General features: G+C 48.2%; 26 protein-coding genes and 1 riboswitch. Of the genes, 2 read left to right on the top strand and 24 right to left on the bottom strand.

The features are described from left to right. Positions 1-7 precede the first annotated feature (7 nt). Entirely contained in the window at positions 8-1,153 is a 1,146-nt protein-coding gene (locus tag G598_RS0105265) for an acyltransferase (protein WP_026766065.1), read from the top strand. Between the two features lie 14 nt (positions 1,154-1,167). Here the strand turns inward: G598_RS0105265 and pflA are convergent, their stop codons facing one another. Together pflA and pflB are read right to left on the bottom strand one after the other, a co-directional pair. Beyond that, on the bottom strand, positions 1,168-1,902 hold the full coding sequence (pflA, locus tag G598_RS0105260; RefSeq protein WP_037363313.1) for a pyruvate formate-lyase-activating protein: 735 nt from the start codon (positions 1,900-1,902) through the stop codon (positions 1,168-1,170). 6 nt (positions 1,903-1,908) lie between these two features. Continuing rightward, entirely contained in the window at positions 1,909-4,140 is a 2,232-nt protein-coding gene (gene pflB, locus G598_RS0105255; protein WP_026766063.1) for a formate C-acetyltransferase, read from the bottom strand. A 57-nt stretch (positions 4,141-4,197) separates the two neighbouring features. Next, positions 4,198-4,281: riboswitch (ZMP/ZTP riboswitch) on the bottom strand. A 171-nt stretch (positions 4,282-4,452) separates the two neighbouring features. Between pflB and G598_RS0105250 the strand changes: the two genes are divergently transcribed. Next, positions 4,453-4,770, top strand: a complete 318-nt coding sequence (locus G598_RS0105250; protein ID WP_026766062.1) for a hypothetical protein — start codon at positions 4,453-4,455, stop codon at positions 4,768-4,770. Here G598_RS0105250 and G598_RS0105245 read toward each other — a convergent pair. From G598_RS0105245 to G598_RS0105135, 22 genes are all read right to left on the bottom strand, one after another. Next, positions 4,767-4,991, bottom strand: a complete 225-nt coding sequence (locus G598_RS0105245; protein WP_026766061.1) for a hypothetical protein — start codon at positions 4,989-4,991, stop codon at positions 4,767-4,769. The two genes, G598_RS0105250 and G598_RS0105245, sit on opposite strands and share 4 nt — an antisense overlap. Positions 4,992-5,199: 208 nt before the next feature. Further along, on the bottom strand, positions 5,200-5,652 hold the full coding sequence (locus G598_RS0105240; RefSeq protein ID WP_026766060.1) for a hypothetical protein: 453 nt from the start codon (positions 5,650-5,652) through the stop codon (positions 5,200-5,202). Between the two features lie 198 nt (positions 5,653-5,850). Then, the gene (locus tag G598_RS0105235; protein ID WP_026766059.1) at positions 5,851-7,035 is read right to left on the bottom strand and encodes a pyridoxal phosphate-dependent aminotransferase; all 1,185 of its coding nucleotides are present in this window, start codon (positions 7,033-7,035) and stop codon (positions 5,851-5,853) included. 161 nt (positions 7,036-7,196) lie between these two features. Continuing rightward, a complete protein-coding gene (locus tag G598_RS0105230) occupies positions 7,197-8,288 on the bottom strand; it encodes an HAD family hydrolase (RefSeq protein ID WP_026766058.1) in 1,092 nt (363 codons plus the stop codon). Positions 8,289-8,417: 129 nt separating this feature from the next. Continuing rightward, on the bottom strand, positions 8,418-8,909 hold the full coding sequence (gene ahbB, locus G598_RS0105225) for a siroheme decarboxylase subunit beta (RefSeq protein WP_026766057.1): 492 nt from the start codon (positions 8,907-8,909) through the stop codon (positions 8,418-8,420). Positions 8,910-8,922: 13 nt separating this feature from the next. Continuing rightward, on the bottom strand, positions 8,923-9,381 hold the full coding sequence (ahbA, locus tag G598_RS0105220; protein WP_026766056.1) for a siroheme decarboxylase subunit alpha: 459 nt from the start codon (positions 9,379-9,381) through the stop codon (positions 8,923-8,925). An 88-nt stretch (positions 9,382-9,469) separates the two neighbouring features. Next, the gene (gene yihA, locus G598_RS0105215) at positions 9,470-10,093 is read right to left on the bottom strand and encodes a ribosome biogenesis GTP-binding protein YihA/YsxC (protein ID WP_026766055.1); all 624 of its coding nucleotides are present in this window, start codon (positions 10,091-10,093) and stop codon (positions 9,470-9,472) included. A 713-nt stretch (positions 10,094-10,806) separates the two neighbouring features. Further along, entirely contained in the window at positions 10,807-13,110 is a 2,304-nt protein-coding gene (lon, locus tag G598_RS0105205) for an endopeptidase La (protein ID WP_026766054.1), read from the bottom strand. Between the two features lie 91 nt (positions 13,111-13,201). Further along, positions 13,202-14,467, bottom strand: a complete 1,266-nt coding sequence (clpX, locus tag G598_RS0105200; RefSeq protein WP_026766053.1) for an ATP-dependent Clp protease ATP-binding subunit ClpX — start codon at positions 14,465-14,467, stop codon at positions 13,202-13,204. An 11-nt stretch (positions 14,468-14,478) separates the two neighbouring features. Continuing rightward, positions 14,479-15,090, bottom strand: coding sequence for an ATP-dependent Clp endopeptidase proteolytic subunit ClpP (gene clpP, locus G598_RS0105195; protein ID WP_026766052.1), 612 nt, complete (start codon positions 15,088-15,090; stop codon positions 14,479-14,481). 27 nt (positions 15,091-15,117) lie between these two features. Then, positions 15,118-16,404 (bottom strand): trigger factor, encoded by a 1,287-nt coding sequence (gene tig / locus G598_RS0105190; protein WP_026766051.1) that lies wholly within the window; start codon positions 16,402-16,404, stop codon positions 15,118-15,120. A 171-nt stretch (positions 16,405-16,575) separates the two neighbouring features. Next, on the bottom strand, positions 16,576-17,166 hold the full coding sequence (locus G598_RS0105185; RefSeq protein ID WP_026766050.1) for a GerMN domain-containing protein: 591 nt from the start codon (positions 17,164-17,166) through the stop codon (positions 16,576-16,578). A 29-nt stretch (positions 17,167-17,195) separates the two neighbouring features. After that, the gene (locus tag G598_RS0105180; protein WP_037363306.1) at positions 17,196-18,254 is read right to left on the bottom strand and encodes an N-acetylmuramoyl-L-alanine amidase family protein; all 1,059 of its coding nucleotides are present in this window, start codon (positions 18,252-18,254) and stop codon (positions 17,196-17,198) included. A gap of 15 nt (positions 18,255-18,269) precedes the next feature. Beyond that, complete coding sequence (locus G598_RS0105175; RefSeq protein ID WP_026766048.1) at positions 18,270-18,470, bottom strand: DUF3006 domain-containing protein; 201 nt, start codon at positions 18,468-18,470, stop codon at positions 18,270-18,272. Then, the gene (locus tag G598_RS0105170) at positions 18,467-19,378 is read right to left on the bottom strand and encodes a ComEC/Rec2 family competence protein (protein WP_037363303.1); all 912 of its coding nucleotides are present in this window, start codon (positions 19,376-19,378) and stop codon (positions 18,467-18,469) included. Before G598_RS0105170 ends, G598_RS0105175 begins: the two co-directional genes overlap by 4 nt. 34 nt (positions 19,379-19,412) lie before the next feature. After that, entirely contained in the window at positions 19,413-20,216 is an 804-nt protein-coding gene (locus tag G598_RS0105165; RefSeq protein ID WP_026766046.1) for a Cof-type HAD-IIB family hydrolase, read from the bottom strand. 97 nt (positions 20,217-20,313) lie between these two features. Continuing rightward, positions 20,314-21,447, bottom strand: coding sequence for a GspE/PulE family protein (locus G598_RS0105160; RefSeq protein WP_026766045.1), 1,134 nt, complete (start codon positions 21,445-21,447; stop codon positions 20,314-20,316). Positions 21,448-21,513: 66 nt separating this feature from the next. After that, positions 21,514-22,080 (bottom strand): anthranilate synthase component II, encoded by a 567-nt coding sequence (locus tag G598_RS0105155; protein WP_026766044.1) that lies wholly within the window; start codon positions 22,078-22,080, stop codon positions 21,514-21,516. Then, positions 22,077-23,543 (bottom strand): anthranilate synthase component I, encoded by a 1,467-nt coding sequence (gene trpE / locus G598_RS0105150; protein WP_026766043.1) that lies wholly within the window; start codon positions 23,541-23,543, stop codon positions 22,077-22,079. Before trpE ends, G598_RS0105155 begins: the two co-directional genes overlap by 4 nt. A 113-nt stretch (positions 23,544-23,656) precedes the next feature. Beyond that, entirely contained in the window at positions 23,657-23,875 is a 219-nt protein-coding gene (locus tag G598_RS0105145) for a cation transporter (RefSeq protein WP_026766042.1), read from the bottom strand. A 14-nt stretch (positions 23,876-23,889) separates the two neighbouring features. Continuing rightward, positions 23,890-25,782 carry a heavy metal translocating P-type ATPase gene (locus tag G598_RS0105140; RefSeq protein WP_026766041.1) on the bottom strand — a complete coding sequence of 631 codons (1,893 nt, stop codon included), beginning with the start codon at positions 25,780-25,782 and terminating at the stop codon, positions 23,890-23,892. A gap of 150 nt (positions 25,783-25,932) precedes the next feature. Further along, positions 25,933-26,628, bottom strand: a complete 696-nt coding sequence (locus G598_RS0105135; RefSeq protein ID WP_026766040.1) for an SIMPL domain-containing protein — start codon at positions 26,626-26,628, stop codon at positions 25,933-25,935. Positions 26,629-26,641: the final 13 nt, after the last annotated feature.

Here is a 26,641-nt window from a genome sequence, read left to right as displayed (position 1 = left end):
TTTCTCTATGCAAACAGCAAATCAGCCACGCAAGCCAAGACTTGCCGCCATTGAATACATTCGCGGCATTTCCATGATGGGCGTCATCGGCATTCATATCGGCTCACAGTACATTATGAATCCGTCCGCCAATATTCATCTGGTGGCACTTTTTGAAACCTTCACCCGGTTCAGCGTGCCCATTTTCTTCTTTATCTCTGCTTTTGGACTGTTTTACAACCTGAACATCCATGCTCCCTTTGACTTTTGGTCGTTCAGCAAAAGGCGCCTGAAGACCGTACTGATTCCCTATCTCGCCTGGTCGCTGTTCTATCTCATCCATGACGGCCTGCTCTATGGCGTTGGTTTTCCTGACCCGCTTCATCTGTTATCCATTTTGTTCTTCGGCAATGCCAAATACCAGCTTTACTTTATGGTCATTCTCCTGTGGTTTTACCTGTTGATGCCGCTGTGGATTGCGATTGTTCGCAGGTTGACGATTCCCTGGCTGGGCATACTTCTTGCCTTGCAGATTGCCTTTGACTACTGGTCGAGCTTCAGCACTAGCTTCAACATTTATGTCTACGGCCTGCCGGATGACAGTATGCTGAAACCTTTCCTGATGTATCGTCTTAACTACTGGGTGCTGCATTACTTCTTTATCTTCCTGCTGGGCGGCTATCTCTCCGTACATAGTGAAAAGTTCATGGCGTTCATGAAAAAACACCTTCATGGACTGACCTGCTTTTTCTTCTTTACGCTCGGTGGTCTGATGACCTATTACTACGAAAAGATTTACTTTGACGGTTATACTGCTTTGGAAGCCATTAACACAGCACATCAGCTGTGCCCCTGGGGCATCTTCTATACCATCGCTGCCAGTCTGTTCTTCTTTGCCATCTTTACCGAGCAAATCTATCCGCAAAGATTGAATGCACTGCTCCATATTTTGGGCAAGCATTCCTATTTTGCCTATCTTGCTCATCCGCTCATCATTACCTATATTGCCCTTTGGCTGCAAAATAACGGACGTATTATGACAGCCCCTGTAATCATCGGTTTTTACTGGGCCACCTTGATTCTCTCCATCCTGGCCGCCATTATCTGTCGTAAACTGGGCGAATACCTCCCTATGATAAATAAACTCACCATAGGTATTTATCCGAAAAAATAAATCAGCGGCAACGGTTAATTTTCCGTTGCCGCTAATTTAATGCCTGCCTGACGCAGGGAATTGCGAAAATCTGTTAATTCTTCTTTGGTGGGTTCCGGCACATCTTTCAGCGGGTAATCCCAGCCTAGTGCCTCCCATTTGGCAATGCCCATGGTATGGTAAGGCAGTACCTCAACTTCAATATCTCCCGACAAGCTATGCACTAAACGGATAAGCTCTGCTAAACTTTCCTTCCCTGCCGTATAGCCGGGAATCAGCACATAACGCAGGGTCACGGGCTTACGCCGGACAACAAGCGCGAGATTTTCCTTGATCAGGCTGAACTTTGCCTTGGTTAAAAGCTGATAACAGGCATCGGTACTGCCTTTTAGTGAAAACAGCACCCGGTCCACATAAGGCAGGACCTGCATAATAGCCTCTTTCGACGCCAACCCACAAGTATCAATAGCGGTATGAAAGCCCCTTTGCTTAGCAGCTGTCAAAAGGTCAGCCAAAAACTCTGGCTGCATTAGCGGCTCTCCGCCGGAAACCGTCAGTCCGCCGCCAGAGGATTCGTAGAAATTGCGATATTCCTCCATCTCCTGCAGAACTTCTGCTGCGGTTATGGTCTGTTCACCTTTTGCCCAGGTATCGGGATTATGGCAAAAGGCACAGCCCATGCGACACCCTGCTAAAAAGAGTACATAGCGGATGCCGGGGCCGTCCACCGTGCCAAAACTCAGCTTGGAATGATAATAACCCTTTATCATCGTAAATTACATCGCTTCATAGAAGGTACGGGAAATGACCTCCAACTGATGCGGTCTGTCCAGCTTGATGAAGTTCACCGCATAACCGGACACACGGATGGTGAGCTGTGGATAATTCTCCGGATGTTCCATCGCATCTTCAAGCACAGCTCTATCGAGGATATTGATGTTGATGTGATGTGCCTCATAGCTGCTGTAACCATCCAGCATCGCCGTGAGATTCTGTACCCGGATTTCCTCGGTCTTGCCCAGGGCCGAAGGAATCATGGAGAAGGTATAGGAAATACCATCACGGCAATCGGCATAGTCCAGATGGGCAATGGACTTCATGGCTGCTAATGCGCCGTTCTTGTCGCGGCCATGCATGGGGTTCGCACCCGGTGCCAATGGTTCGCCAATCTTGCGGCCATCCGGCGTAGTACCCGTCTTTTTGCCGTACATGACATTGGACGTAATGGTCAGAATGGACAGCGTATGCTCTGCACCGCGATAAGCCTTATGCTTTCTGAGTTCCGTGATAAATTCATGCGTCAGTTCATGCGCCAGTTCATCAACGCGCGGGTCATTGTTGCCAAATTTCGGGAAGTCGCCTTCCACCTTGAAATCCGTAGCTACGCCAAATTCATTGCGCACAGGCGTAACCTTGGCATATTTAATCGCCGACAGCGAATCCACGGCACAGGAGAGTCCTGCCACACCAAAAGCCATCAAACGTTCAATCTTGCTGTCATGAAGTGCCATCTGACCGGCTTCATAAGCATGCAAATCATGGGAATAGTGAATCACGTTCATGGTATTCACATAGAGGTTTGCCAGCCATGCCAGTACCTTGGAATATTTCTTGCGCACATCGGCATAGTCGAGAACGCCATCTGCTGGCAGGGGCATTTCCGGTGCCAACTGTTCATTCGTCTTTTCGTCCTTACCACCATTGATGGAGAGCAGCAAGGATTTCGCCAGATTGGCTCTGGCACCGAAGAACTGCATCATCTTGCCCAGCTTCATAGCCGATACACAGCAGGTAATGCCGTAATCATCGCCATAAGCCGGACGCATAACCTCGTCATTTTCATACTGAATGGCGCTGGTCTTGATGGAAATTTCTGCCGCATACTTCTTGAATCCTTCCGGCAGTCGTTTGCTCCAAAGCACCGTGAGGTTCGGTTCCGGAGATGGGCCCAGATTTTCGAGGGTGTGCAGTACACGGAAGGAGTTTTTCGTGACCAGCGTACGGCCGTCTTCGCCCATGCCGCCCACGGACTCCGTTACCCAAATCGGGTCGCCGGCAAACAGCTCATTGTATTCCGGCGTACGGAGCATACGCACCATGCGCAGCTTGATTACCAGCTGGTCCATAAGTTCCTGTACTTCAGCTTCCGTAATCTTGCCTGCTGCCAAATCACGTTCGATATAGATATCCAGGAAAGTGCTCACGCGGCCGATGGACATGGCTGCACCATTCTGTTCCTTAACGGAAGCCAGATAACCGAAGTACACCCACTGCACAGCTTCACGGGCATCCTTTGCCGGAGCACTGATATCAAAGCCATAGCTCTGTGCCATGGTCTTGAGGTCATTTAACGCCTTAATCTGCTGCGCAATCTCACTGCGGGCACGCATTTTCTCGGCGTCCATATCTCCGCTGTACATTTCTTCCTTATCCTGTTTTTTCTGTTCAATCAGAAAGTCCACACCATACAGCGCCACACGGCGATAATCGCCAATGATGCGGCCACGGCCATAGGCATCCGGCAGGCCGGTCAAAAGCCCTAAGTGACGCGCCTTGCGCATTTCCGGCGTGTAAAGTTCAAAGACCGCTTCATTATGGGTCTTTACATGTTTGGAATAGATTTCCGTTATCTTATCGCTGACCTTGTAGCCGTATTCTGCAGCCGCCTGCTGCGCCATGCGCAGGCCACCATTGACAATCAGACCGCGCTTCAAGGGCGCGTCGAGCTGCAGGCCCACAATGGATTCATGTTCTCTGTCGATATAGCCGGGAGCATGCGAAATCGTCGTGGAAACCTTTTCCGTATCCACATCCAATACGCCGCCCTTCTGACGTTCTTCAGCCAACAGGCGCTTGCACTCGTCCCAAACTGCGGTGGTGTTTTCCGTAGCGGAAGCCAAAAAATCTGCTGCGCCTTCATAAGGCGTGTAATTCTTTTGGATAAAATCACGCACATCAATCTTCGTCTGCCACTTACCGGGACGGAATCCCTGCCACATTTCTTTCATTACGTCAATCCTCCTGTTTTCTGCCTGGAAATACAAAAACGCCTGAGCAATGCATCCGCACTCTGCCCAGGCGGTCAGCTATCCAAGCAAAGGTACAGTACCTTGTGGTAATCCACTAATCCGCCAGTCCTGTACCTGTTCTTATTACCTGCTACTAATTATAACGAGTATCTTTTGAGCTGTCAATATCTGGATTATCGATAAAATTCCTGTGCCTGTACCTATCTGAAAAGGGTTTTATAGCCTGTTTGGCGAATTTTTTACATAGGATTTTGTCCAAATCATACAAAATAAATCTGCGAGGTAAATGTAATGAAAACAGATAAACAGGCTTTGCTCAACTATTTATTAGGCGGTGGTGTACAGCAGGAAAAACCTGCCTCCTCTGTCATACGCCAAGGGCAGACGAATTATACCCAAGGACATGCAAAAGCTATCCCCGTCCCCACCCGTGAGGAAATAGAGGCACAACGCCGCATAGAGGCTGAAAAAAAGGCCGCAGCCACCGTTACTCCGCAATCCTTCGTCCCTATGAATTGGTCCCAGCTGAAATCCTGCTCACAGCCTATGTCCGAAATAAAGGCTGCAGCTCAGCCCAAGGAAATAAAAGCTCCACCTTGGGAACGTTAACCAACACTGGTACGCTGTGCGGCTTCCACTGCATCTGAAAGCGCTGTACTATACCCTTCGTTATAGCCCGTCTGATAGCCGTCATACTCACAGCTGGCACCATAATCCCGCAGAAGATTCAATATGTCCTCCAACTGGTCTTCCGTCCATTCACTCATGGCGCACAGCGTTCCTAACCGTTCGATACATGCCAGTTCTTTCCCCTGTGTATCCATTGTCATAAGCAAAACCTCCTATCAATTTCCTGCATCCCCTCAGGAAATAACACACTTACGACAGTATAGCATGGTAAATTTTTTAGCACCAGTCTTGACTTTTCCCCGCATTTTTCTCTCCCGTATCGTTCTAAGCAGAAAAATTTTTCCTGCTAAAAAGCAAAAAAAAATCAAAAAATAGCACCTCACAAGCTTCCCCTGTGAGGTGCTATCCTTATGCCATTATAGCCAAATAACGCGTCATTGCCTGTTCCATCATATATTCATAGCACCGGAAAAGGTTATCCAATACCGAATGATTTTCCTGACAACGTTTCTGATGAAAGAATGCCTGTATCGCCTGACGAGCAGCGATATCGTCTTCATCATAAATGTCCATCAACAAGCTCTTGCTGATCGCATGGTTGCGGCTTTTTTCCTCGGACATGGGCGACAACAACAACTGATACAGCCTGGATATCCGATTAGAAAAATCCTTGACATCTTTAGCTGGGTATTTCTTGAAGTGAATGGACAAAATCTGCCCGACGAGCATCTTCATATCCTCCCACTTGTCCTCATTCATTACCCAGCGTTTCTGATGGCGCAAATCTTTCTCGATATACGCATAGGCCCTCAATCGCTCTGCCCAGGAAGTTGACAACAGCCATCGATAAAAATTCTCCAAAGTAATCCCTCACTTTCTCAGCGACTACCTGACTTCTTATCTTATCGATTCCAGCTCCACCTGAAACCGCTGTTGTCTGACGGTTTCATCTCCCTCTTAATTCTCTAATTTCATTCTACACTAATATGTTAATTTTCGCAATAGTTAATCACTGTATACTTAAAAAAAACGCCACCACAGGGATGACGTTTTCCGCAATTATTTATACTCTGCCGCTAATTTTTTGAACAAGGGCAGGGATTTTTCAATGGTTTCCGTTTTTATGCAATAGGCAGCGCGGAAATATCCCGGGCAGCCAAAATCTGTGCCCGGCACCAGCAACAGGTCATATTTCTGTGCCCTTTTGCAGAACGCATAATCATCTTCTTCGAGACACTTGGGGAACAGATAGAACGCTCCCTGTGGCTTTACACAGTCAAAGCCGGCATCGATAAGTCCCTGATAAAGGAGCTGGCCATTTTTGACATAGGTACTGATATCGGAAGGCTTATCGGCGCAGCGCCCTACTACCAGCTGCCAAAGGGAAGGCGCATTCACATGGGTCAGCACGCGGGCGGCACCGGCAACAGCACCATAGACTTTTTCAAAATTCGCCACGCTGTCCGGCACGACGATATAACCGATACGTTCGCCGGGCAGGGAGAAGGATTTACTGTAGGAATAGCAGACCAATGTATTGGCATAGTATTTCGGAATATAGGGTACCGTATACCCTTCAAAAGCGATTTCCCGATAGGGTTCATCGGCAATGATAAAGATGGGATGATTGTATTCTTTTTCCTTGGCCTGCAGGATTTCCGCCAGCTTCTTGATCGTTGTTTCCGAATACACCGCACCGCTGGGATTATTGGGGCTGTTGACGATAACAGCTTTGGTATGATTGGTCACAAGTTTTTCAAAGGCTGCAAAGTCAATCTGCCAGTCCTCCGGCTGCGCAGGTACGACTACCAGCTTGCCGCCTACGGATTCCACAAAAGCCCGGTATTCCGGGAAGAATGGTGCAAAAGTGATGTATTCGTCTTCCGGCTGGGACAGCGCCTTGAAACAAATGGTAATGGATGCGGCTGCGCCAGCCGTCATAAACAGATTTTTCTCCGTGATGTTCATGCCAAAACGGTTGTTGATACTGTCAGCCAGCGCCTTGCGCACCTGCGGATTGCCCGGCGCTACTGTATAGCCGTGAATGGCTGCAGGCTCCATATTATTCAGGATATCCACCGCCGCATCCTTAATAAAATCCGGCGTGGGGACATTGGGATTGCCCAGACTGAAATCATAGACATTTTCTTCACCTACTTCCGCAGCCCGTTTTCTGCCAAATTCAAAAATCGTGCGGATAGTCGATTTCTTGGTGCCCAATTCATACATTTTGTTATTAACCATATGGCTTACCTCACTTATGAAACGAAATATGTTCATTTAGACGAAACACTGTTTACATATTAACACATTCCTGCCCCAAAATAAAGCTAATAGCTGATTTTTTACACAGTAAAATATCGCAGAGCACTCGCCCTGCGATATTTTCACCGATAATGATTTGCTTACTTTGTTCTCACAACATTATCACCATAAATCGTCTTGAATTCATCACGCATGGAAATGGTATTCCAACCACGCTTATCCGCAAAGGCCTTCAGCTTGTCAGCCTTTTCCTTATTGCCCAGTTCACGCTGGGTATCATCGCAGAGAACAAAGAAGGATTCACTTGGATATTGGTTATCTTGAAGGGTATATTCCAGCATGCCGCTGTCCCCCATCGAGTTGCCAAACGCCAGTACCGGCTTCTTGCCAATCTGGTTCAAGATAGCAAAAATCTTTGCCGTCTTACCATTTTCATTGATTGGCTCACCGGAAATAACGATTTTTTCCTGGTACCTATCATAGAAATGGTCTGCCGCCTTATCCGTCCCCATCTTGGTGGACGTGTAGCGAAAATCACTTGCCGCGATGCGGTCAAAACTGATGGGAATAACATCTTTTAGAAGTTCTCGTGTCGTATCGATACCACATGCCGAATTAACATATACGACAAAGCCACTATTCTTCAAGTAGGAAATGATTTCCACCATGGGCAGGTAGAAGGCCTCGCCACGTTTCAGGTTGCTTAACCCATCCTCATTTGTTTCCATAAATTTGCGTACGTATGCGCGATATTCTTCCGGCGTCATTCCCGCATATGCCTTCGTCAAATAATTAAACAGCGTTTTGTTTTCTTCTGGCGTAAGCCCTGTCTTATTCATGATTTTAGGCTGAATTTTCTTGGCGAAAGCGACCATTTTCTTATCTGGCTGATAGTTAGCGTCTTCAACCAGAGCACGATGCAAAAACATCATTTCCTGAAAATAGAGCGGTGCTGTTTCACAATAGAACGTACCGTCCATGTCAAAAACAGCTACACGGTCAGCCTGCGGGATAAAGTTCTTACTTAGCGGATTTGTCGCATTTTCGACAAACTGCACCACTTTCTGTTTGGTTGGCGAATTACCCTGCCAATACTTAAAATCCGCCGGCTTTTCCACTTTTATCGCGGCCACTTCAGCACGCGTTGCCGCCTGACTGACACCACCACAAATAAGCGATGCCGCCAACAGTCCCGAAAAAATACTTGCGCACAACTTTTTGGAATTGTACATTTCTCTTCCTCCTCTAAAACACTTCTTGTCTTTACTCTTTTTCGACATATTCAAAAAAAATCCTTTTTACATCTTTTGCAGCCAAAAAAAAGAACCCGAAGCGGTAATGCCGCCTCAGGCCCTTATCCTTTATTCACAAAAATATTTCATCGCTGTTTTTTTCCACTCATGCTTGGAGTAGAGCATAACGTGTTTGCTGACCTGACATTCCTCACCAAGTTTTTTGACCACCTGCTCACATTCTTCGCGGCTGTGGCCGTGAACCATGGTATATAGGTTGTAGGGCCAATCATGCGCGGTGTTGCGGTCATAGCAATGGGTTACGGAAGGGCTGGCCGCCATATGCTGCGCAATTTCATCCAACCTGTCCGCCGGCACCTCCCAAGCCACCAATACATTGGCCTTAAAGCCCACTTCCCGATGACACAGGACAGCGCCCATCTTGCGGATTTTCTTTGTTTCCTGCATGGCCTTGACCCGTTCCAAAAATGTTTCTTCGCTGACGCCTACCTGCTCTGCGAGTGTCTTATAGGGTTCAGCTACCAGCGGGAATTCTCCTTGCAGGACACGGACAATGCGTTTATCTAATTCGCTTAATTCCGTAATGCTTTCTGCGTTCATGTCCCTGTCCTCCTCAATGCAGCTTGAACTGCACATTGATTTTGTACTTCTTGTTGGCTTTGAGATTCAACATATCTTCCACGCCGTTTAAGGACTGTACTTCGTCCAAAATCCGTGCTTCTGTTTCTAAATCCGGGGTCAGGAGCGTAAACCACAAATTATAGCGTCCCTCCCGTTCATAGTTGTGCGTAGCACCAGGATAGAGATTGATGGCTTCTGCCACGGTCTGCATTTTTGACGGGTCAACTTTTAATGCCACCAGTGTTCCCTTGTAACCCAGATTGTTGGAATCAAAAAACGTACCAATCCGGCGCAGATAGCCCTCTTTTTTTAATTCCTGCACCCGCGTCAAAACCGTCTGTTCGTCCGTATCCAATTCCTTAGCCAATTTGGCAAACGGCCGGCTGCATACAGGCAGACTGCCCTGCAAAAGGTTTAGCAGGGATTTGTCAAAATCCGTCAGCTCCATCATAATGTCCCTCTCCCTTGTCGTTATCGAGATTCTTTCGCAATAGCCATTGTTTTAGCGCAATATGAATCCGATTCACATTTCTCTGTTCTTATTCTAACAAAGAATCACCGATAACGTCAAGTAAATCTGAACGGCCTTCATTTTTTAACGAGGAATAGGGCAGCACAGAAATCTCCTTGATGCCCAGCTTGCGTTTGATGGCGGCGATGTTTTTCGCCCGCTCATTCTTGCCAATCTTGTCCACCTTGGTGGCGATAATCAACACGGGAATACCATTATCTACCAGCCAGTTAAACATATCTACATCGGAAGCCATCGGCTCATGACGGCTATCGATAAGCTGGCAGACAAAGGTGAGCCGCGGAGAGTTCAGCAGGTACTCTTCAATAAACTTCGACCAGATTTTCCGCTTTTCCTTCCCGGTCTTGGCATAGCCATAACCGGGCAAGTCCACAAGATAAAACGCCTTACGTTCTTCAACCTCGGCAATCTTAACGCCCACTTCAAAGAAATTGATGGTCTGCGTCTTGCCAGGCTGGGAGGACACGCGGGCAAGATTATTGACACGGGTCAAAGAATTAATCAGCGAGGACTTGCCTACGTTGGAACGACCGATAAAGACGATTTCTGGCAGGTCGGCTTCGGGGTATTGGTCTTTTTTGACCGCAGAAGCCACATACTGCCCCTGCGTGATAATTACTCTATCCTTCATATATTCATCTCCTTACATAATAAATTGCAGTTTGTCGGCAAGTTCGTGATAAAGGTATCCAGTTCATACGTAGTCAGGGGCAAACGGGGAGTACTTTTTCTGTTTCCCGCTAAACGACCCCCTCGGAAAAAATAGCTGTCCAGTTACCTGCGCCGGGCAGGCCAACGGCGCTTCTTTCAGCGTATTATCCTAGCATCGTTCTACATGGGGCCGGCCTTCACTACGTTCAGGCAGTCGCTCCTAACAGAAAAAGCACTCCCCGTTCGCCCCAAGTTACGGATTAGCCTATTGCCACAAACTCGTTGCTTCTGTCACAAGAACATCGATGTACTTGCTGCTTATCACTGCGAAAATGACGGTTTGTACGGACATCACTTAGGGCGGAGGTGGTGATGCTTTTCGCCGTGGAACGATTGTCCGAACGCAGTGAGGACTGGCCCACAAACAAAAAGTTCCTAGAAGTTGAGCTGAACATACGCGCCGCCGGTCTTGCCCGGCGCAGGTAACTAAAAAGCGCCTCCCTTGCTTGTGGGGCATTTAGTGCAACGGCGAAAAGTATTACCACCTCCGCCAAAACTGAGCTGTAACAAAAATATTTCAACAAGAACTAACCAACATACTGCAACTTACTTAAAAGCCCGTTGACACTTTCGGTCAGCGGACTTTTTAAGCTAAGGGAATTTTCACATCCCCTTTTTCCTTATTCGGAAATACTATTTTAACAATGCTATTTTCAGCACTTCATCCATGGATTCCACAGGCTTGAATTCGAGTTTCTCCCGCACGGTTTCGGGGATATCTTCGATATCCTTTTCGTTGTCCTTGGGCAGAACAATGGTTTTCATACCTTCGCGGTAAGCAGCCAAAACTTTTTCCTTGAGGCCGCCGATGGGGAGCACATGGCCCCGCAGGGTGATTTCGCCGGTCATGGCTACATCACTTCTGACCTTTCTGCCGGTCAGAGCCGAAATCATACCCGTAGCCATCGTAATGCCAGCTGAAGGGCCGTCTTTCGGGATTGCTCCTTCCGGCAGATGGATATGGATATCTTCCTTCTCATAGAAATCATCCGCCAGCTTGAGCTTCTCCGAACGGCTGCGGACATAAGTAAGCCCTGCCTGCGCCGATTCCTGCATGACGTCGCCAATCTGACCGGTCAGAATCAGCTTGCCCTTGCCCTTGAGTACGGTGACTTCCGTGGGCAGGATAGTGCCGCCGACTTCCGTCCAGGCCATGCCGGTAACTACGCCGACCTGCGGCTTTTTATTCGCCTTGGTGTCCTGGAATTTGACCTTGCCCAAGAAGTCCGTAAGGTTCTTCTTAGTCACTTTAATCGGTGCTTCTTCGCCCTCTACAATCTTGCGGGCGGCCTTGCGGCAGACGCTGCCGATTTCCCGTTCGAGTTCACGGACGCCGGATTCACGCGTGTAATCGCTGATGATTTTCTGCAATACGCCTGCACCAAAGCTGATATCCTTGGCTTTAAGTCCATTCTGCGTGCGCTGACGGGCTACGAGGTAGCGCTTGGCGATCTCTAATTTCTCCACTTCCGTATAGCTGGAGAGCTGAATGATTTCCATTCTGTCCCGCAGCGGGCGGGGAATATTGCCGAGATTATTAGCCGTCACAATCCAAAATACTTTGGAGAGGTCAAAAGGCAAATCCACAAAATGGTCACTGAAGGTGGAATTCTGCGCCGGGTCGAGCACCTCGAGGAGTGCTGCTGACGGGTCGCCATGATAATCACCTGAAAGTTTGTCCACTTCATCGAGCAGGAACACAGGATTCTTCTTGCCGACCTTGCGGATGCCTTCAATGATGCGGCCGGGCATAGCACCTACATAGGTACGCCGATGGCCGCGGATTTCGGCTTCATCACGGACGCCGCCTAAGGATGCCCGCACGAATTCACGTCCCGTAGCTCTGGCCACTGAAGTAGCAAGTGATGTCTTGCCCACCCCCGGAGGCCCTACCAGACAGAGAATCGGCGCACTCTTATCCTTGGCCAGCTTATGTACAGCCAGATAATCTAAGATTCTATCCTTGACCTTGGTCAGACCATAGTGGTCTTCATCGAGAATCTTTTTGGCAGCGGCGATATCCACCGTGTCTTCCGATTCCTCATTCCAGGGAAGTTCCAGCAGGCAGTCCACATAATTGCGGATAACGCCGGTTTCCGCATGCATATTGCTGAGGGTATCAAGGCGGTTTAATTCTTTTTCCACCGCTTTTTTGACCTCATCGGGGTAATTGCCCTCACTGAGCTTCTTGCGAGCTTCGTCAATCTCGCTCTTATTACTGTCGCCGAGTTCCTGACGGATGGCCTTAATCTGCTCGCGCAGATAGTAATCCTTTTGGATTTTATCCATCTGCTTGCGCACCTGCTTGCCAATCTTGTGTTCCATCTGCAGGATTTCCATTTCACGGGTCAGAACAGCATAGAGTTTTTCCAGGCGCTCCTTGACATCAATAGCGGCCAGAAGTTCCTGACGAGTTTCCACCTTGAGGTTCAGATGGCTGGCAATCAAATCGGCGAGCCTGCCTGCATCATCAATAATAGCTACGGAAACCAACGTCTCCGGTGGAATCTTCTTGGACAGGCGCACCCATTCCTCGAACTGATGCACTACAGCCCGGTTCAGGGCCTCCATATTCATGGACGTATCGATTTTATCGGTAAATTCTTCTACCTCTGCGGTATCAAAATTTTCCTGCTCATGATACTCATGAATGACGGCACGGTGTTTGCCTTCCACCAATACCCGCACGGTATCGCCCGGCAACTTGATAACCTGGCGGATTTCGGCTACCACACCGACCGGATAGAGTTCCTTAAAAGTAAACTCTTCCGCTTCTGCATCGGTCTGCGTAGTCAGCATAACCTCCCGGTTTTCCACCATGGCTTCTTCAATCGCCGCCATGGAACGGTCCCGGCCCACATCAATATGTATCATCATATAAGGGAATACTACCATACCTCGAAGCGGCAGTAATGGCAAAGTTCTGAGTTCAGCCATCTTAATCCCTCCTTTTTCTATATCCTAAACTATGAAATAAACAAGGCGCTGCCTGCGCAACGCCTTGTTATGCGTCTACCATCCAAATAACTTAGGCAGATGCTTCACCATTTTGAACCTTCTTATCGATGGTCAAAACAGGGTCTTTTTTGTTGTTAACCGTATCTTTGGTCACATGGCAAGCCGTTACCCCTTCAATCGAAGGAATGTCAAACATGACATTGCGCATGATTGCTTCAATGATGGACCGCAGACCACGCGCACCGGTCTTGCGCTTCAAGGCTTCCTTGGCAATTAAACGCAGTGCATCATCTTCAAAGGAGAGCTTTACGCCATCCATTTCCAAAAGCTTGGCATACTGCTTAATCAAGGCATTCTTCGGCTTAGTCAGAATGCTGACCAGCGCTTCCTCATCCAAGGATTCCAGCGTTACCACTACCGGTACACGACCGATAAATTCCGGAATCAGGCCATGCTTCAGCAAATCCTCCGGCAGGAGTTTCTTGAGCGTTTCCCCAACATTGCGCTGCTGCTTTTTGGATTTGATATTGGCGCCAAAGCCCATCTGCTTCTGACCAATACGACTCTCGATAACCTTCTCAATGCCATCAAAGGCACCACCGCAGATAAAGAGAATATTCGTCGTATCAATCTGGATAAGCTCCTGGTGCGGATGCTTGCGCCCGCCCTGCGGCGGCACAGAAGCAACCGTACCTTCCAAAATCTTCAGCAAAGCCTGCTGCACGCCTTCACCAGATACATCACGGGTGATGGATGGATTCTCCGACTTGCGGGCAATCTTGTCGATTTCGTCGATATAGACAATGCCTCGTTCCGCTTTCTCCACATCATAATCCGCTGCCTGAATGAGCTTCAAGAGAATGTTCTCCACATCCTCACCCACATAACCAGCTTCCGTAAGGGCTGTAGCATCAGCGATGGCAAAAGGAACATTGAGAATCCGTGCCAGCGTCTGCGCCAAGAGCGTCTTACCGCTGCCTGTGGGGCCAAGCATCAGAATATTGGACTTCTGCAGTTCCACATCATCTGTCTTAGCTGCGCCCATATTAATGCGCTTATAGTGATTGTAAACAGCCACGGCGAGGCTCTTTTTGGCCTCGTCCTGACCGATTACATACTGGTCGAGGATTGCGCGGATGTCCTTCGGTTTTGGGACGTCCTTGAGTTCTACTTCTGCTTCTTCACTGAACTCCTCCTCAATGATTTCATTGCACAGTTCAATGCATTCGTCGCAGATATAGACGCCTGGACCAGCAACCAGCTTTCTTACCTGCTCCTGGGTCTTGCCACAAAAAGAGCACTTGAGCTGACCTTTTTCATCCCCAAACTTCAACATGACACCACCCCTCAATCTTTAGCGTCGGTTTTTTTGGTCTTTTTGGGACGGGTAATCACTTCATCCACAATGCCGTAAGCCTTGGCTTCGGCAGCGGTCATGAAATTATCGCGTTCCGTGTCGTTATTGATTTCCTCAGCGGTTTTGCCCGTCGTCGAAACGAAGATATCGTTAATCGTCTCACGGATGCGCTGAATCTCACGGGCCTGAATCTGAATATCCGTAGACTGACCCTGAGCACCACCCAGCGGCTGATGAATCATAACCCGGGCGTTGGGCAGAGCAAAGCGCTTGCCCTTGGCACCAGCCGTCAGGAGCACAGCTCCCATGCTGGCCGCCTGACCAATGCAAATCGTGGAAACGTCCGGTTTAATATACTGCATGGTATCATAGATAGCCAAGCCTGCGGTAACAACACCGCCGGGGCTGTTGATGTAGAGATAGATGTCCTTATCCGGGTCTTCCGACTCCAAAAAGAGCATTTGCGCCACTACAACATTGGCTACATTATCGTCAATCTGACCGCCAAGGAAAATAATTCTGTCCTTGAGCAGGCGGGAATAAATATCATATGCCCGCTCGCCACGGTTAGACTGCTCTACGACCATTGGTACATAACTCATTGGTATACCCCCATATACAGGGAAAAATTAGGCAATGCTGTCGATGATGAACTGTGCCGTCTTCTTGCGAAGTACCGTAGCAGCCAAATCGCCAATGCGTCCCTGCTCCTTAATAATCTTCTGAACCTGCTGCGGCGTAGCACCGTAAGCAGCAGCCATGCCAGCAACTTCAGCATCGAGGTCTTTTGCTTCAACCTTGATGTCTTCAACCTTAGCAACTTCTTCCAGCATGAGATCCGTGCGAACATTCTTTTCAGCCGTTTCACGGTAGTCTTCGCGAATCTTGTTGATGTCCGTACCAGCGTACTGGAGGTAAGCATCAAAGCTCATGCCCTGCTGTTCGAGGCGCATAGCCATTTCGCGAATCATGCCTTCTACGCGGTTGTCAATCATAACAGCCGGAATGTCAACGGTGATGTTGTTCGTAGCCATCTCGATAGCAGCGCTCTTCTGGTCATTTTCAGCCTTGCGAGCAGCATTTTCTTCGAGGTTCTTGCGTACATCAGCCTTGAGTTCTTCAAGAGTTTCGAACTTGCTTACTTTCTTAGCCAGTTCATCATCCATAGCCGGCAGTTCCTTCTGCTTGATGCTGCGGATGGTGCATTTGAACGTAGCAGCCTTGCCAGCCAGTTCCTTAGCATGGTATTCTTCCGGGAACGTTACGTTGACTTCTTTTTCTTCGCCAATCTTAGCGCCAATCAGCTGATCTTCGAAGCCCGGGATGAAGCTGCCGGAACCAATCTGCAGCGGGTAATCCTGGCCCTTACCGCCTTCAAATGCTTCGCCATCTACGAAACCTTCAAAATCCAGCGTCGTGAAGTCGCCATCTTTAACTTCGGAGCCTTCCGGAGCGTCAACCATCTTGCCCTGACGATCCTGGAACGTCTTGAGCTGCTTTTCAACGTCTTCATCCGTTACAGCTTCTACGTTCTTTTCAACCTTCAGGCCTTTGTATTCGCCCAGTTTAACTTCCGGACGCGGCGTAACCGTTGCCTTGAATACGAGATCCTTGCCATCTTCAAGGGTTTCGATGTCAATCTGCGGACGGCTGACCGGCTCAATCTTCTGTTCTTCAAGAGCATCAGCGAAAGCCTTGGGACCTACGATATCGAAAGCTTCCTGCATGATAGCATCCATACCCACGTTGCGCTCGATGATCTTGCGCGGAGCCTTGCCCTTGCGGAAACCCGGAATATTTACACGGTTGCTGAGACGCTTTACAGCCTTTTCCACTGCCTTGGAAACTTCCGCAGCTTCAACCTCCACCGTCAGAGTAACCTGCTGGTTTTCACCATTTTCAACCGTAACTTTCATTGTCTGAAACGACCTCCTGTTATTATCTGAATCAAGGTATGGCACGTTTTTGCGTACTTTTCCGTAAAATATGCCATACTCTTGCTATAATACCATAGAACGCGCAGAAACACAAGCGTTTCTGCGCGTTCTATCGGCTAATTCTTATAAAAAAGTCAAAAAATCAATGGCTTATTTGACTAAGTTCTCCATTCGTTCCACTGGTTTGGTCAAATCCAAATGTCCGGAAATGGACTCAATCTTCTTGCCTTCGACCAGCAGCTGAACTTTTTTGATTTCACTAAACTCCGTCAGCGTGTTGACAATAGAACCAACCAGCATTTCCTCGCCGGTGGAACCACCGATAAACTTTTTGGTCAGATTCTGGTCAAAGTCGACAAAGGCCGTATCGCCCTGCACCTTGACGCTCTTGATTTTCGCCTGTTTCGGTACGATGGTGGTCAGGCCTTTTTCCTTGGTGCCATCAAGAAGCGCCTTGAGTGCTGCCGTATATTTATCCTCACTGCTCAGTTTCACGGTCTTCTGCACAGCGCACAGTTTCAAGCCCTGTTCATCCGGATAATATACCTTGATGGTCAGCTTGTCATTTCCCGTTTTGTTCTTTTCTTTATCCGGCAAAGCCTCGGGAGCACTGCCTTTATCTGCCGTAATCGTGGTCTTATCCCCTACCCCTGCCGAATTGTTTTTATCATCGCTGCAGCCTGCAGCACACAAAAGTGTCATCGCTAGTACCAGCAAGAGCAGATAGCGTAACCTTTTCATTCTCTCACCTCATCTCAAAAATTCCAATCTTATCCCTTAAAATAGCGGGCAATCCCCTTGACAATAGCATTGGCCAGTTTATTCTGGTAAACATCACTGCTTAGGAGTTTTTCTTCGTTATAATTGGTCACAAACGCCAATTCAATCAAGGATGCCGGCATATTCGTATGCCGCAGCACATAATAATTAGCGGTCTTGACCCCGCGGTTAAAGAGTCCGCCGGCTTTGGCAAGCTCCTCATTCAGCAGGCTGGCAAATTCCTGTCCCTTTGCCGAACCCGCGCAATAATAGGTTTCCATGCCATGCGCTGCCGGGCTGGAAAAAGCATTGCAATGAATGGATAAAAACAACGACACACGGCTGTCACGATTGGCTACATCGCAACGTGCCTGCAACTCCTGACGGTCAGTAGCGTTGGGCGCATATACATCCACATCACGGGTGCGAGTCATAATCACTCGGGCACCAGAATTGGTCAGCAAATTCTGCACCTTTTTGGCTACAGCAAAGGTAACATCCTTTTCCTTTACGCCCGTAGGGCCAACGGCACCGCTGTCACTGCCACCATGTCCGGCATCAAGCACAATGGTCTTGCCTTTGATGCCCGGTACAGAAGCTCCACTATTGCCGGCATTTTCCTTAAACAGTTCCAAAATGATGCGTGCCGGCTTTTTCTTCCGCCGTTCAGCAGGGGCAGTGGAAATGCGGTAATTATCTTTAGCGGGCGGATTTACAAAATCAATAGCAATCTGAAGATCTTCGCCTACCTCACTAAATCTTACCTGAGTAGCAAATTCATTTTTCAAATGAATAAAACTCTTTACTTTGCCTCTTTCCGTCTTTGGCAAAGTAATAATCAACTGCTTGCGCAGGTAAGAAAGTTCCTTCACCGTATACTTGGGTTCATCCCCCGTCATACCTATTTCGATACGCAGGGCATTTGCCCCTGCTATTTTTACCTTACTTGTTTGAAAATAATTTAATTCATGGCTCTGGCCAGAAGCCTCTGCCATCTGGGGCAGCCACAGGCCAAAAACAAAAGCCATAAGAACGCCCACCCAACTTGCCCAGCGGAATACGTTATTCATCAAATTGCCTCCCAATTAATCTTTCAGCAGTTCCAAAGCCTCAGCTTCAGCCTGCTCATTGGCTTCTTTATCCAAGGCGATATCTATGGTAATATAATCGCCCTCACCTACATCAGCGGGTAAAAACTCTTTTGGAAAATTGACTTTTTTCATGTCATCGCCCAAGAGCAGCACCGCAAGATTGCCTTCATAACGGTCAATATATGCCGAAATCATTGTGCATTCCCCATTTCCGGTGTAATCGTATAACTCTTGCCATCCGTTTTTATCGTGATGGTGCCATTTTTATCGGTTTCGTAAATCTTGAGTTTCATCGCCTTGTATTTCTTCATGGTCTGATCATGCGGGTGTCCATAGTCATTGCCTGCACCACAGGAAATAACTGCCGCCTCCGGCGCAACCTCCCGCAAAAATTCCTTCGAGGAAGAGGTCTTGCTGCCATGATGACCAGCCTTTAAGATAGTGCTCTTTAATTCCTTGCCATAGGTATTCACCATCGGCATTTCTTCTGTCTTTTCAGCGTCGCCCGTAAACATCATGGCAAATTCACCAAAAACCAGCTTGCCCACCACAGACTCATTGTTCGGGTCATGGTTATCCGTGGTCTTGCTGCCCTTTTCCACCACAGCTTTTTCCGGTGCATATACCTTGAATTTTACACCGCCGCCCAAATCCAGCTCATCACCTGCAACCAGCGCATGACGTTTGATATTCTTCTGTTTCAACACCTTCATATAGCTGGTATAAATCTTGGACTTGGAGGGCATGCCATTATCGTAAACCTCGCCCACTTCATAATCCTTGAGCACCACATCTTTGACACCACCGATATGATCTGCATGAGGATGGGTGAGAATCAGCTTATCAATACGCTTAACTCCGGCTTTTTTCAATTCATTGCGCAATTTTTCCTGCTCGTCCAAATCGCTGGTATCAATGAGCACGGTCTGTTCCGGGGTCTGAATGAGAATCGCATCCCCCTGACCAACATTGAGCATCTTTACCGTCAGTTCTTTGCCTGTTTCCGCTGCGACAGGGGCACTTTGCGCCGCACTGCTGTTGTCCGCCGTCTTACCGCCGCCACAGCCCGCAAAGAGCAGGCACAGGGATAATAAAGCCGTCATGGCTATCGTTAATCGCTTTTTCAAATCACTCACCTCAAATGCGTTTCAGGATATAGCGGTAAATGCCATCCGCTACCCCATCTTCATCCACCGTGGGCAAAACGTGTTCTGCCAAAGCCTTGAGCTCCGGCCCGGCATTGCCCATAACCAGAGCATGCCCCACAGTGCCCATCATTTCCAAATCATTCAGCCCATCCCCAAAAGCATAGCTTTCTTCCAAGGGAATGCCCATGTATTCCAAAGCCCGTTCAATGCCCGTAGCCTTGGAGATATCCGACGAATAGAGTTCCATATACTTGCGCAGAGTCGGGTCAATAAGTCCCGTCACTCCATGCCAAGAGAGCAGTTTCTCAAATACACCGTTTGCCCCCGGTGTGTCGCAGAGAAACTCCAATTTAGCGACCTGAACCTCGGACAAATCAAAATCCCGCACAAATTTATTGACGTCTATATCAATATTGCGATAGACATTTTCGAGTCCCTTGAACTCAGGCCGCAGATACACATGAGGCTGGCTTTCCAAAATATATTCCAGCCCATGTTCCTCGGCCAGTGCTACCATATCACGAACCGTCTTCGCTGGCATATCCTGGCGAAAGATTACTTCACCATTTAGCATGACAACCGCACCATTCATCAGTACGAAACCATCAAAAAGTCCTTCCTGCGTCAGCTCATCGCTAAGGTAAGCAAACGGACGCCCGGAAGCAATAAACGTATGGTGCCCTGCCGCCCGCAATTCACGGATAGCCTTTTTTACCGACAGGGACATTGTTGTTTTTTTATGATGAATGTTAATCAGTGTGCCATCAATGTCAAAAAATATCGCTTTGGTCACAAAAAAACCCCAATCTTTAATAACTAATGAGAAAACTTCTACTCCCCATGTTACTAAAAATCGAGGTCTCTTTCAAGTGATTTTTCTTTAGCATCACTCAGGTTCCATAAATTACTCTCTGCACTTCTTGTAATGAAGTAAGTCCTGCCACTGCTTTTTCCTGCCCATCATCAAACAAGGATTTCATCCCCGCTTTCCTTGCCAAAGAGTCTAATTGCTCCCGGCTTTTTCCAGCCAGAATCGCTTCCCGGATTGACTGGTCGACTACCAACAGTTCATGCAGGGCCAGCCTTCCCTTATAAGTTCCATCAGCTGTACAGCGGCGAACCAGCCGTTGCGCCAGTACGCCAGACAACGTTGCCGCCAATAAATAGGGTGGTATGCCCATATCAATTAACCGAAACACCGCTGACACCGCATTTTCCGTATGCAGGGTCGTAAGCAGTAAATGACCAGTCAAGGCCATACGGACAGCCATCATAGCCGTTTCTTCATCCCGGATTTCGCCAAGTAAAATTCCCTGTGCGTCCTGCCGTAAAGCAGCCCTTAATCCCTGTGCATAGTCAAGACCGGCTTTGGAATTAAGCTGCACCTGATTAACGCCCTTTATGTGACGTTCAATGGGATCCTCCAATGTCAGCCAGTTTTTATCCTCGGTATTCAATTCCTGCAGAGCCGCATACAGCGTCGTACTCTTGCCGCAACCCATAGCGCCCGAAACAATGACCAAGCCTGCGGGACGGTGAATAAGCTCCCGAAATTTTTGCTTAACATCGGGCAAAAAGCCCAATTCATCTAAGGTGAGCAATTCTTCCTGCAGATTCATCAGACGCAGAACCAGCATTTCGCCTCCATAGACTGGCATAGAGGCCGCCCGCACATCAATCTTCCGCTCTCCTGCAGAAAAGACAAAGGCACCGTCCTGCGGCTGCTGATGTTTGGCAATGTCCATATTCGCCAAAACCTTGATCCGCGAAATAAGCGAAGAAGCAAGGTCCCCCGGCAGACGATACGGCATGGCCACCAGCAAACCATCAATACGCAGGCGAAAGCGCAATTCCCCGCCTAATGGTTCTATATGCAAATCACTGGCATTACGCACTATCGTTTCCTGTAAAAGAAAATCGGCGAGCCGTACAATCGCCGCACCTTCCTGCGTACTGCTGTTTTGTCTTTGTTCCTGACGGCACTGATTCACGAGTATCCGCCAAAAATTTTCTTCATTTGCCATAAGTCTCGCCGCCTTTTTTAAGATATATGTCTACTTCTCGACATCTATCTTAAATCCTGCAACACGTTAGGCTTTAATGAAATTTGTTAATATGGTCTTGCCATTTGGTGTCATGATGGACTCCGGGTGAAACTGTACACCATAAATAGGATAATCCTTATGCTGTACCGCCATCACTTCCCCATCTGCGGTTCTTGCGGTAACATGCAGGCAATCCGGCAATGTATCCGCCTCTGCCGCCAGCGAATGATAGCGTGCTACCAGCATATCCTGCGGGCAATCCTTAAATAGAGGACAATCTTCTGTAAAATGAACAGCAGACTGCTTGCCATGCATAAGTTCTTTGGCATAAGTTACGACACCGCCAAAAACTGCACAAATCGCCTGATGGCCCAAACATACACCTAAAACAGGAATTTTCGGTCCCAATACCGTGGCGATTTCCATAATATTGCCAGCATCTTCCGGCCTGCCCGGCCCTGGAGACAGAATAATGCGCTCAGGCTGCAAAGCCTCAATTTCGGCCACGGTCAATTCATCATTGCGGATAACGCGAATATCCGGCTCGATGCTGCCGATAAGCTGATAAAGGTTATAGGAAAAACTATCGTAATTATCCACCAGTAAAATCATAGCTCGTCATCCTCCGCATATTCCAGGGAACGCACAACCGCCTTGGCCTTGTTGATGCATTCCTGATACTCCTTCTCCGGGTTGGAATCAGCGACAATTCCCGCACCGCTCCGGACAAAGACCTGCCCGTTTTTCTTGTAAGCAATGCGGATAGCAATGCAAGTATCCATATTGCCGGTAAAGTCAATATAACCGATAGCCCCGCCATAAATGCCCCGCTTATTGTTCTCCAGTTCACCAATCAGCTGGCAGGCACGGATTTTAGGTGCCCCGGACAAAGTGCCTGCAGGCAAAACTGCGGCAATGGCATCGAGAGCATCTTTATCCGGACGGATTTTGCCCCGCACAGTGGAGCCAATATGCATGACATGGGAATAGCGCTCAATGGAATGCAGTTTTTCTACTTCCACCGACCCAAATTCGCTGATTTTGCCCAAATCGTTGCGCCCCAAGTCCACCAACATATTATGCTCGGCCAGTTCCTTTTCATCCGCTAAAAGTTCCTGCTCCAAAGCCTTGTCTTCAGCAGCATTTTTTCCTCGCGGGCGGGTACCAGCCAAAGGGAAGGTATGCAGAATGCCGTCCTCTAGTTTGACCAGGGTTTCCGGCGATGCACCGGCTACCTCCACATCCAAGCCAGAAAAATAGAACATATAAGGTGACGGATTAACCGTCCGCAGCACCCGATAAGTATTGAGCAAACTCCCCTTAAACGGTGCCGCGAGCCGATTGGAAAGCACAATCTGGAAAATATCGCCCTCATGAATATGATGTTTGGCCTTCTCGACCATAGCACAAAATTGCTCCTTGGAGAAAAGCGGCCTGACTTCGCCCAATAACTGACCAGTCAAATTCTTCGCCTTTTGTCCGCTGCGCAGCAATTTTGCCATGCGGCGCAATTCAGTGACAGCCTGCTGATAACCCTGCTCACCATCTTTTAAGAACATATTGACCATCAGCACAATCTTCTGCCGTACATGGTCAAAGGCAATGACCTTATCAAAGAGCATCAGGTCAACATCGCGGAATTTTTCCGTGTCGTCTACATGCACTTTCGCCTTAGGCTCGCTGTAACCGATAAAATCATAGGCAAAGTAACCGACCAGACCGCCAGTAAACGGAGGCAATTGGGAAAAGCGCGGGCTGCGGTATTCTGCCAGGATTTTGCGGATTTCCTTTGCTGGGTCAGCTCCCGGCAGCGATTTTTCACCTGCCTTGAACTCCCCATCAAGACAGGTGATTTCCAACCGCGGCTCAAAGCCCAAAAATGTATAGCGTCCCCATTTTTCACTGGCCTGAGCTGATTCAAGCAGATAACAATGCTCGCTCGTATTCTTCAAGATGCGCAAAGCCTCAATGGGGGTAATAAAATCCGCCAATAGTTCACAACTGACCGGCACAATATCATATTCGGCGGTCAACTGCAATTTTTCGATATCATCATAACGCGGAAAAAATTCCATACAAAAAGCCTCCTTTGTTAACATTCCCATAAAAAAAGTTAGCATTTCAGAGGCCTTATGTCAAGCATTATACACTTAATTGTAAAATTTTGTTTGTAGAATCAATAAATCAATCAGAAGAAGATTTCACAGTCATCTTCTACTTTTTTGCAGTTTGCCAAAACATTTTCCATGACCGTCTGAACATCAGCACCTTCAACAAAGGTTACCTTCATCTTCAACGCCATAAAATTTACCGTTGCATCAGCAACGCCCGGCGTATTTTTTGCTGCATCTTCCATCAGATTAGCACAGTTTGCACAGTCTACTTCAATTTTGTAAGTCTTTTTCATAACGAATCTTCCTCTCATTTGACTGAATTTATAAACATGGCTCGTACAGCATTGAGTACTGCCAGCACCATAACACCCACATCAGCAAAAATTGCCGCCCACATATTGGCAAAGCCCAAAGCGCCCAGAATCATCACCAGCACTTTGACCCCGATGGAAAAATAGATATTCTGTTTCACAATTCGCAAGGTCTTGCGGGCAACACGCTGAGCTACGGAAATTTTTAATGGGTCATCATCCATGAGTACAATATCTGCTGCTTCAATAGCCGCATCGGAGCCCATGGCCCCCATGGCAATTCCCACATCAGCGCGAGAAAGCACCGGCGCGTCATTTATGCCATCACCCACGAACGCTAGTTTCCCACTGTTTTTGCCAGCCAACAGGTCTTCCACCTTACACACTTTATCCTGAGGCAGCAACTGACTATAAACGGTATCCAGCTGCAAATCTGCCGCCACTTTATCTGCGACCTTCATGGAATCGCCAGTGAGCATCACCGTCTGCCTGATGCCATTTTCTTTCAGCGCCACAATAGCATCCTTAGCGTGTTCCTTGACCACATCCGCAATGATGATATGACCGGCATATTCACCTGCCACGGCTACATGAATCATCGTCCCTGGTGTATCGTGCTCACATTCATGCCACTTGGCACCGATAGAATCCATCAGCCTGTCGTTGCCCACATGAATGATTTGTCCATTGACCAAAGCCCGAATGCCCTGACCAGAAATTTCTTCCACCTGTTCCACATTACAGCCATCAGCCTCATGGCCAAAAGCCGTCCGCAGAGACTCAGCAATAGGATGGGTAGAAAATCTCTCCACATGCGCCGCCAAATGCAGCAGCTGTTTTTCATCCAGAACATCTGTATGAATTGCGCTGACCTGAAAAACACCTTTGGTCAGCGTGCCGGTCTTATCAAAGACAACGGTATCTACTTCCGCTAAGGTTTCCAGATAATTGGCGCCTTTTACCAGTACTCCCTGACGGCTGGCACCGCCGATACCGGCAAAGAAACTCAACGGGATACTGACCACCAGTGCACAAGGACAACTGATTACGAGAAAAATCAACGCCCTGTATATCCATGTGCCCCAATCGGCAGACATCCCCATAAACAGCATACGGGCAAGCGGCGGCAAAACAGCCAACGCAATCGCTGCATATACAACTATCGGCGTATAAACACGGGCAAATTTGGCGATAAAATTTTCCGATTTGGACTTGCGGGAGCTGGCATCTTCCACCATTTCCAGAATCTTCGATGCCGTTGACTCATCAAACTCCTTGGTAGTTCTGATTTTGAGCAGTCCATTGATATTAATACAGCCGGAAAGAACTTCGTCACCAGTTTTGATATCCCGTGGCATTGCTTCGCCCGTGAGGGCTACGGTGTTCAGCGTGGATGCGCCTTCGACCACCACGCCATCGAGGGGAATTTTCTCCCCCGGTTTCACCACGATTACGGAACCAATCTCCACTTCATCGGGGTCAACCTTTTCGAGCTGGCCGTCTTCCCCTTCCCGATTGGCATAGTCCGGACGAATGTCCATAAGCGCACTGATATCCCGCCGGCTGCGTCCCACGGCATAGGACTGGAACCATTCGCCTATCTGATAGAACAGCATTACGGCAATCGCTTCCGTATAATCCCCGTCCTCATAAACAGCCAAAGCCATCGCTCCTATAGTCGCAATCGCCATCAGCAAACATTCATCAAAAGCCCGACGATTTTTTATCCCCTTGCCGGCCTTCAGCAAAATATCATAGCCAACAATCAGATAGGGAATCAGATAGGCAATAAAGCGCCCTCCACCTGTAAGTTGTACATAAGATAAGATAATCAGCAGCACTGCTGCCACAATAATACGCAGGAGATTGTTCTTCTGTTTTTTGTTCATAATGCGCCTCCCCGCTGACCAGTCAAATTGACCTGTCAATTATAACATATGAATAACTGTTCATTTGTTCTATAGAAATTATAGCACCACAATATTGACTCGTCAACAAAGAAAAACTCCATACCCTCAATTGGATATGGAGTCAACAGGTCATCTGCTCAGCAGATATTCAATATGTACATTGGCGTCTAATGTCAACATGCCCGGTTCAAAGCTCGTATCAACCGCCTTGGCTGCAGCCAGCATATTCATGTTATAGGAGCGGGATTCAATAGAGCCCGTGCTTTCCGACACGCTCTTAATGCCGATAATCCGGCTGCCCAGCCCTTGGGCGATAATATCGGCCTTGTTGCGGGCATCATTTATCGCCTTGCCCAAAGCTTCCTTGCGGACAGCACTTTGATTGCTGACGGAAAAACGCAGGGAATGGACTTCGTTGGCACCAGACTGCAAGGCCGTATCGACGATTTTTCCCGCCTTGGCAATATCGCGGACATTAATCTGCAGATAATGGCTGGCCGTATAACCGCTTATCACATGATTGCGGTCATCCGTACGATAATCCGGCTGGAAGGAAAAATTCTGACTCTTGATATCACTGCCAGCTACCCCCAGCTGTTTCAAAGCCTGCGTAATCGCGATGCTTTTCTGCGCGTTTTCCGCCTGCGCCTGCGAGGCACTGCGGGCACGGGATACCACACCAACCGTTACTACTGCCTGGTCCGGCGCAATCGACGCACTGCCCCGGCCATCAACAGCTAAAACCGGTTCTTCGGCAGCAAAAGCCGCAGAGGAACACACGAGCATTACAGCTAAAAGCGTCATAAACAGTTTAGCAAATCTCATGGAAATTACCTCC

Origin of the sequence: Selenomonas ruminantium subsp. ruminantium ATCC 12561 (assembly GCF_000424065.1) — a bacterium.
In the GTDB taxonomy this organism is placed as follows: Bacteria; Bacillota; Negativicutes; order Selenomonadales; family Selenomonadaceae; genus Selenomonas_A; species Selenomonas_A ruminantium.
The sequence above is the reverse complement of the archived record's forward strand: the minus strand, read 5'-3'. Positions and strand labels throughout refer to the sequence as shown.

Excerpts from the sequence above, each read along its gene's own strand:
- G598_RS0105145 (WP_026766042.1), bottom strand. The coding sequence starts at position 23,875 with ATGAAAAAGACTTACAAAATTGAAGTAGACTGTGCAAACTGTGCTAAT.
- G598_RS0105265 (WP_026766065.1), top strand. The coding sequence starts at position 8 with ATGCAAACAGCAAATCAGCCACGCAAGCCAAGACTTGCCGCCATTGAA.
- pflB (WP_026766063.1), bottom strand. The coding sequence starts at position 4,140 with ATGAAAGAAATGTGGCAGGGATTCCGTCCCGGTAAGTGGCAGACGAAG.
- clpX (WP_026766053.1), bottom strand. The coding sequence starts at position 14,467 with ATGTTGAAGTTTGGGGATGAAAAAGGTCAGCTCAAGTGCTCTTTTTGT.
- G598_RS0105185 (WP_026766050.1), bottom strand. The coding sequence starts at position 17,166 with ATGAAAAGGTTACGCTATCTGCTCTTGCTGGTACTAGCGATGACACTT.
- G598_RS0105160 (WP_026766045.1), bottom strand. The coding sequence starts at position 21,447 with ATGGCAAATGAAGAAAATTTTTGGCGGATACTCGTGAATCAGTGCCGT.
- G598_RS0105180 (WP_037363306.1), bottom strand. The coding sequence starts at position 18,254 with ATGAATAACGTATTCCGCTGGGCAAGTTGGGTGGGCGTTCTTATGGCT.
- clpP (WP_026766052.1), bottom strand. The coding sequence starts at position 15,090 with ATGAGTTATGTACCAATGGTCGTAGAGCAGTCTAACCGTGGCGAGCGG.
- G598_RS0105175 (WP_026766048.1), bottom strand. The coding sequence starts at position 18,470 with ATGATTTCGGCATATATTGACCGTTATGAAGGCAATCTTGCGGTGCTG.
- G598_RS0105230 (WP_026766058.1), bottom strand. The coding sequence starts at position 8,288 with ATGTACAATTCCAAAAAGTTGTGCGCAAGTATTTTTTCGGGACTGTTG.
- G598_RS0105245 (WP_026766061.1), bottom strand. The coding sequence starts at position 4,991 with ATGACAATGGATACACAGGGGAAAGAACTGGCATGTATCGAACGGTTA.
- G598_RS0105250 (WP_026766062.1), top strand. The coding sequence starts at position 4,453 with ATGAAAACAGATAAACAGGCTTTGCTCAACTATTTATTAGGCGGTGGT.
- pflA (WP_037363313.1), bottom strand. The coding sequence starts at position 1,902 with ATGATAAAGGGTTATTATCATTCCAAGCTGAGTTTTGGCACGGTGGAC.
- lon (WP_026766054.1), bottom strand. The coding sequence starts at position 13,110 with ATGGCTGAACTCAGAACTTTGCCATTACTGCCGCTTCGAGGTATGGTA.
- tig (WP_026766051.1), bottom strand. The coding sequence starts at position 16,404 with ATGAAAGTTACGGTTGAAAATGGTGAAAACCAGCAGGTTACTCTGACG.
- G598_RS0105170 (WP_037363303.1), bottom strand. The coding sequence starts at position 19,378 with ATGACGGCTTTATTATCCCTGTGCCTGCTCTTTGCGGGCTGTGGCGGC.
- G598_RS0105235 (WP_026766059.1), bottom strand. The coding sequence starts at position 7,035 with ATGGTTAATAACAAAATGTATGAATTGGGCACCAAGAAATCGACTATC.
- G598_RS0105140 (WP_026766041.1), bottom strand. The coding sequence starts at position 25,782 with ATGAACAAAAAACAGAAGAACAATCTCCTGCGTATTATTGTGGCAGCA.
- G598_RS0105135 (WP_026766040.1), bottom strand. The coding sequence starts at position 26,628 with ATGAGATTTGCTAAACTGTTTATGACGCTTTTAGCTGTAATGCTCGTG.
- ahbA (WP_026766056.1), bottom strand. The coding sequence starts at position 9,381 with ATGATGGAGCTGACGGATTTTGACAAATCCCTGCTAAACCTTTTGCAG.
- yihA (WP_026766055.1), bottom strand. The coding sequence starts at position 10,093 with ATGAAGGATAGAGTAATTATCACGCAGGGGCAGTATGTGGCTTCTGCG.
- ahbB (WP_026766057.1), bottom strand. The coding sequence starts at position 8,909 with ATGAACGCAGAAAGCATTACGGAATTAAGCGAATTAGATAAACGCATT.
- trpE (WP_026766043.1), bottom strand. The coding sequence starts at position 23,543 with ATGGAATTTTTTCCGCGTTATGATGATATCGAAAAATTGCAGTTGACC.
- G598_RS0105155 (WP_026766044.1), bottom strand. The coding sequence starts at position 22,080 with ATGATTTTACTGGTGGATAATTACGATAGTTTTTCCTATAACCTTTAT.